Genomic DNA, 6,772 nt, shown 5'->3' with positions numbered 1-6,772 from the left:
AATTTACTTGCAATGTATTCAGCCATTTCTTGTGTGGATGCAGTTCCTCCAAGATCTGGTGTTACATTAGTTCCTTCCTGAATAACTTCTATTATTATTTCTTCTATCTTACGTGCATATGATGATTCACCAAGATAGTCCAGCATCATACATGCAGATAATATTGTTGCTACAGGGTCTGCTATTCCTTGACCTGCAATATCTGGAGCTGAACCATGTACTGGTTCAAATAATCCATTTTCATCTCCAATATTTGCAGAAGGTATCATTCCCAGTCCACCCACAAGTCCTGCACCTTCATCTGATAAAATATCTCCATAAAGGTTCGTGGTTACAATAACTTCAAAGTCTAATGGGTTGGTTATAAGATACATTGCTGTTGCATCAACATAGAAATCATTTGTTTCAATATCAGGGTATTTTTCTGCTACTTCATAGAATGTTTTCTTGAATAAACCATCAGATAATTTAAGTACATTTGCTTTGTGTACTGCTGTTACTTTGTTACGTCCTGTGTCTTTTGCATATTTAAATGCATATTCTGATATTTTTTCAGATGCTGCTTTTGTTATTTTTTTACGTGCAATTGCTCCTTCTGGTGTTTCTTCTTCATCACCTATGTATAAATCTTCTGTATTTTCACGTACAATCATGAAATCAATATTTCCATATTTTTCTGGTTGCATGGATTTTACTGGTCTGAGATTTACAAATGTATTTAATTCTCTTCGGAGTCTTACAATTACATCAGCTGCTGTTTCTCCTGCTGCTCCAAATAGTACTGCATCTGCATCTTTTGCTATTTTTATAGTTTCTTCTGGAAGAGGTACACCTTGTTCTTCATTACATTTGTCTCCTGCTTGAGCATATGTGTAATTGAAGTCAATTGGTAGTTTGTCTAATACGGTTATTGTTGCTTCTACTACTTCTTGTCCTATTCCATCTCCTGGAATAACTGCTATATTGTACATATTTGTTCCTTCTTTATTCAAATCTTGTTTTATTTAAGTAGTTTATTAGTCCATCATTTTCAAGAATTTCAAACATGAATTCTGGAAGTTTTGTAGTTGTATATTCTTTATCTTGAGTTTCATTTTTTAGTGTTCCTTCTTCAAGATTTAATTCTACAATATCTTCTTCATTAATCTCATCAGGACCTTCTGGGGCTTCTACTAATGCTAAACCTATATTTGTAGCATTTCTATAGAATATACGTGCAAATGATTTTGCAACAACTGCTTGTATTCCTGCTGCTTTAAGTGCTATTGGTGCATGTTCACGTGATGATCCACATCCAAAATTGGATCCTGCTACAATAACATCACCTTCTTGGATTTTATCTTTGTAGTTTAAATCATATCCTTCCATTACGTGTTTTCCAAGGTCTTCTGGTTCACTTAATGTTAGGTATCTTCCAGGTAATATGCTGTCTGTATCTATATCGTCACCTAGTTTTAAAACTCTTCCTTCAATAATTTTTTCCATTTTATCGTCTCCTTTATGAAATTAGTTTTTTTCTGGTGCTGTTATATGTCCAGTTATTGCACTTTCTGCTGCTACTATTGGTGAACTAAGGTATACTTTTCCTTCTGGACTACCTTGTCTTCCTTTGAAGTTTCTGTTTGATGTAGATAAGCTTACTTCTCCATCACCAATAAGTCCTACATGTCCACCGAGGCATGGTCCACAACATGGATTACAAATTAGAGCTCCTGCATCTATAAATATGTCCATTAGGCCTTGATCTAATGCTTGTTTATATATAGTTCTGGATGCTGGTATTACAAGAGTTCTTACTCCTTTTTTAATTTTTTTACCTTTCAGTACTTTTGCAGCTTGTTGTAAGTCTTTGAGTCTTCCATTTGTACATGATCCAATGAATACTTGGTCAACTTCAACATCTTCTACTTCACTAGCAGGTTTCACATTATCTACATAGTTAGGACATGCTACTTGAGGTTCAAGGTCTGACACATCAATATCCATTACTTCAAGACTTGGTGCATCAGGGTCTGTTGTAACTGGTGTGTATACTTTATTTGTTCTTCCATTAAGATAATTTTGTGTTACTCTATCTGCTGCTATAAGTCCTGTTTTTCCACCACATTCTATTGCCATGTTACTTAGTACCATACGGTCGGACATATCCATTTTTTCTACAGTTTCTCCTGCATATTCACATGCCTTGTATCTTGCACCATCTTGTCCTATTTGTCCTATGATATTTAAGATTACATCTTTACTAGTTACGTTTTCTTTTAATTCTCCATTGATTTGGAATTGCAGTGTTTCTGGTATTTTAAACCAAAGTTGTCCTGTTGCAAATACCATTGCCATGTCTGTTGAACCAATTCCTGTTGAAAATGCACCTAATGCTCCATGGGTACAGGTATGTGAGTCACTTCCTACAACTACTGTTCCTGGTAGTACATGTCCTTTTTCAGGTAGTACTTGATGACATACTCCTTCGTATACATCATAAAAATTTTCAATTCCTTGTTCTTTCACGAATTTTCTTAGCATTTGATGGTTTGCTGCAGCATCTAATGTATCTGCAGGTACCTGGTGGTCAAATGGGATAACTATTTTTTCAGGATCCCATACTTTATCAGTATTTATCTGATCTAATGCTTGTAGTGTTAGAGGACCTGTAAGGTCATGTACCATAGCAGTATCGATATCTGCCATGACTATTTCTCCAGCTTCTACTTTTTTATTGTTTGAAGCTCTTGCTAATATTTTTTCAGACATTGTCATTGACATATTATTTGTTACCTCCCTAAATAATAACATGAATTTTTTTTATCTTTAAAGTGATAGTGTTATATAATTATTTTTGAAATCTTGAAAATATAAGTTCACTTTATATATATTTTTGGTAATCTTAAGTTATTATTTTTATTGTTATCTTATTTTTAAAAAAGTATAAGTATTACTTATTAACTAATTAATATTATCATATAATTTTCAATAAAAAATAGTTAATATTAAACATTTTTATATAAAATTCTTGTATAAAATAAATCTATAACTAAATAATTAAAATATATGCTGAAAAATAGTTAATTTATAGTACTTTTCAAATATTACCCTAAAAACCTTTATATATTATATACAAAAATCTAAGTAAGTACAAATAATAATATTATATAATTTTTTTAACTTTTTATACTAGAATAATTTTTCTTATTAATAATTATTAACTACATATAAATATTTTAAACTCTACTGATAAAAATAGGAGAACTAAAAAAATGCCTTCTGAAAAAGAATTAGAAGAATATTATAAAGATAGATATCAAGAAGTTAAGGAAAAAGTTGAATATAAAGACTTTTTAAATGATATTGAAGAAATTAAAGAAGAAAACAGTGACGCACCATTTATCACAGAAGAACAAATTGTGAATATGGCAGTAGAAAAACATGCAGGACGTCAAAATATACAACAAACTCATACTAATCAAGTGCAAAAAATATCATCTCTTGTGGATGGAAATGGTAATATAAGCATACAAGGAAGATTGCTGGCAATATCCAATATAAAAACATTCACTACCAAAAAAGGACGTGAAGGAAAAGTAGCTAATCTTACAGTAGAAGACAGTACTGGAAAAATAAGAGTGGTTATGTGGACAGACAATATGAAATATATGAATAGGATTAATGAAGGAGATATTGTCAAAATAAATAATTTAGAAGTAAAAACAGGTTATACTGGTGATCTTGAAGTACAAATGAGAAATAATTCATCCATACAAGTAATGCCTGAAGAAGTAGATTTATCTCTTCCAAAATATGAGGAAATAATTACACCTCTTGGAGAAATAATAGAAGATGGTGAATATAATATAATTGTAAGAATTAAGAAAATATCCACACTTAGAGAAATACAAAAAGATGATAGAACATTAAAAATAATAACAATTGATATAATGGATAAAACAGGTAATATGGAATTTACCCTATGGAATAATGACACAACACTTGTAGAAACATTAGAACTCAAAGAACATGATACAATAAAAATTATAAATGCTCGAGCTCAGTCAAGATATGATCAAATGTCTCTATCTAATAGTTGGAATGGAAGAATAGTAAAAGGCGACTATGATGTACCCGACTTTGAAGAAACAATTCTAAAAATAGGAGATGCTGATGAAGAAGAAAATGTTACAATAATTGGAATAGTAACAAAAATATATGACACCATAACATTCAGTAAAAATGATGGTACTGAAGGACAAGTAAAAAGTATAGAAGTAACTGATGATACTGGAGCAATACGAGTAACATTATGGAACAAAGAAACAGAAATCACTATGAATAAGAATGATATTATAAAAATAGAAGGAGGAAATATTGAATTTGATGAATATGCTGGAAATGGTTACAGATTAAACACGGGTTGGAATGCTTCAATAGTAATGAATCCTGAAATAGATAATGAACTTCGAGAAAAACTTTCACAAATAGAAAAATTTAAACTAACTAAAATAAGTGAAGCATCCAATATCGAAATAGATGAAGGACAAGAAATCGACATTGTAGGAAGAATATTATCAATAGGAGATATAAGAGCCTTCCAAAGAGTAGATGGAACTGAAGGACAAGTAAGATCTATGACTTTATCCGATGAAACAGGTTCAATAAATGTCTCATTATGGGACGATAAAGTAGATATTAGTCAGAGTTTAGGTGATGCAATAAAAATAGAAAATGCACAAACACGTTTAGGTCAAGGAAGGATGGATTTAAGCGTAGGTCGTTCATCAAGAATTACAATACCATCTGATGAAGAAATAATAAATCTTCCATCATATGAAGCACTTGAACGAGATAGATATAATGATAGAACAATAAGTCAATTAGAGGACGGAGAACAAAATACAAAACTAAGAGTAAGAATCACAAGTATTAATGATGTAAATACATTTACTCGAACTGATGGAAGAGATGGAAGAGTAAGAGCAATAAATGTTGCTGATGAAACAGGAGAAATCCAAGTATCATTATGGGATAAAGATACAGAAATAAAATTCCAAGAAGGATCAGCAATAATTATAGAAAATCCAACAATAAACTTACAAGGTACTGCTCTTCGTTTATCTATTGGTAATAATAGTACTATTAGACAAGCAAGAACAGAAGAAGCAGAAATCATGCCTTCAATACATGAAATAGAAACAAAACTTTATGTTGAAAAAGCAATAGAAGATATTGAAGAGGATGATAAACATATTAAAGTTAAAGGAATCATTGAGGAAATTAATGGAGAAAAAATAATATATGCAATGTGTCCGAACTGTAATAAACGTATAATTCAAGATGAAGAAGGTTATGTGTGTGATCTCTGTGGAGAAAAAATAGAAGATCCAAACTATCTTATGATAATAGCAACAACATTACAAGATGAAACAGGCACTATCCAAGCAACATTCTTTAGAAAAGAAGCAGAAGAATTAATTGGAGCTACAACTGATGAAGTAGTAAGTATATTCAGTCAAACTGGTGATGAATCATCAATGTCTGGAAAAATGGAGGATTTAATTGGTCATGAAGTAACAATTGTTGCAGATTCAAACTATAATGAATACGATGAAGATATCCGATTAAATGTAAGAAAACTAATAATAGTTGTATAAGCTAATGAAATAATGGTGATAACATGGCAGATATGGAAGAAAAAGAAGAAAAGAAAATGGAATTAGAAGATTTACCTAGTGTAGGTGAAAAAACAGCACAAAAACTTAGAGATGCTGGATTTGGAGATATGATGCGTCTTGCAACAGCAACAGCAAAAGAGTTAAGTGTAAAAGTTGAAATTGGTGAAGGTGTAGCAGCAAAAGTTATTGAAGCAGCAAGACAAGCTGAAAAAATAGACTTTGAAACTGCATTTGAAGTAATGGAAAGAAGAGAAGATGTTGGAAGAATCACAACTGGAAGTAAAGGATTAGATGAATTAATTGGTGGTGGAATTGAAACACAATCTATCACAGAAGTATATGGTGAATTTGGATCTGGAAAAAGCCAAATATCTCATGAACTTTCAGTGACAACACAATTACCTATAGAAGAAGGTGGACTTGATGGTGATGTTGTATTTATAGATACAGAAAACACATTTAGACCAGAAAGGGTAACTCAAATAGCATCTGGTTTTGGGTTAGATGTTAATGATGTGTTAAGAAGAGTTCATGTAGCAAGAGCATTTAATAGTAGTCATCAAATATTAATGGCAGATAAAGTTAATGAACTTATTCAAAGTGGAGTTCCAGTTAAACTTATAGTTATAGATTCATTAATGGCTCATTTTAGAGCAGAATATGTGGGTCGTGAATCACTTGCAACTCGTCAACAAAAATTAAATCAACATTTACATACTTTACAAACCATAGCAAATACATATAATGTTGCAGTTTTAATTACAAATCAAGTGCAATCTAAACCTGATGCATTCTTTGGAACACCTACTAAAGCAGTAGGGGGACACGTACTTGGTCATGCATCAACATACAGAATACTTCTTAAAAAAGGATTATCTGGAAAAAGAATTGCACGTCTTGTAGATAGTCCTCATTTACCTGAGGGTGAAACTGTGTTTAAAGTAACTACTGAAGGTTTAGTAGACTAATTATTTAATTAGTATCATCATTTCATTTTTTTTTAAATAATATTTTTTTTTGAAAATTTAACTTAATTTTATGATATTGTATATTAATAACTTCTTTTTAAATATCTTTGTTTAATTAATTTTCTAAAATAAGTTTATCTG

5 protein-coding genes are annotated in these 6,772 nt (G+C 31.1%); 2 read left to right on the top strand and 3 right to left on the bottom strand.

Annotated features, from left to right (window positions below; all coding sequences use genetic code 11):
- The 3 genes from NL43_RS07960 to hacA all read right to left on the bottom strand — a co-directional run.
- On the bottom strand, positions 1 to 971 hold a 971-nt coding region (locus NL43_RS07960; protein WP_069593523.1), incomplete at its 3' end, for an isocitrate/isopropylmalate family dehydrogenase.
- A gap of 13 nt (positions 972 to 984) precedes the next feature.
- Positions 985 to 1,485, bottom strand: a complete 501-nt coding sequence (locus NL43_RS07955; RefSeq protein ID WP_069593521.1) for a 3-isopropylmalate dehydratase small subunit — start codon at positions 1,483 to 1,485, stop codon at positions 985 to 987.
- Positions 1,486 to 1,506: 21 nt separating this feature from the next.
- On the bottom strand, positions 1,507 to 2,763 hold the full coding sequence (hacA, locus tag NL43_RS07950; RefSeq protein WP_069593520.1) for a homoaconitase large subunit: 1,257 nt from the start codon (positions 2,761 to 2,763) through the stop codon (positions 1,507 to 1,509).
- 491 nt (positions 2,764 to 3,254) lie between these two features.
- Here hacA and NL43_RS07945 point away from each other — a divergent pair, with 491 nt between their 5' ends.
- Positions 3,255 to 5,642 (top strand): OB-fold nucleic acid binding domain-containing protein, encoded by a 2,388-nt coding sequence (locus NL43_RS07945; protein ID WP_069593519.1) that lies wholly within the window; start codon positions 3,255 to 3,257, stop codon positions 5,640 to 5,642.
- A 32-nt stretch (positions 5,643 to 5,674) separates the two neighbouring features.
- Entirely contained in the window at positions 5,675 to 6,631 is a 957-nt protein-coding gene (gene radA, locus NL43_RS07940; RefSeq protein ID WP_241776245.1) for a DNA repair and recombination protein RadA, read from the top strand.
- The last annotated feature ends 141 nt before the right edge of the window (positions 6,632 to 6,772 follow it).

The sequence above is a fragment of the Methanosphaera sp. WGK6 genome (genome assembly GCF_001729965.1).
Taxonomy (GTDB): Archaea; Methanobacteriota; Methanobacteria; order Methanobacteriales; family Methanobacteriaceae; genus Methanosphaera.
The sequence above is the reverse complement of the archived record's forward strand: the minus strand, read 5'-3'. Positions and strand labels throughout refer to the sequence as shown.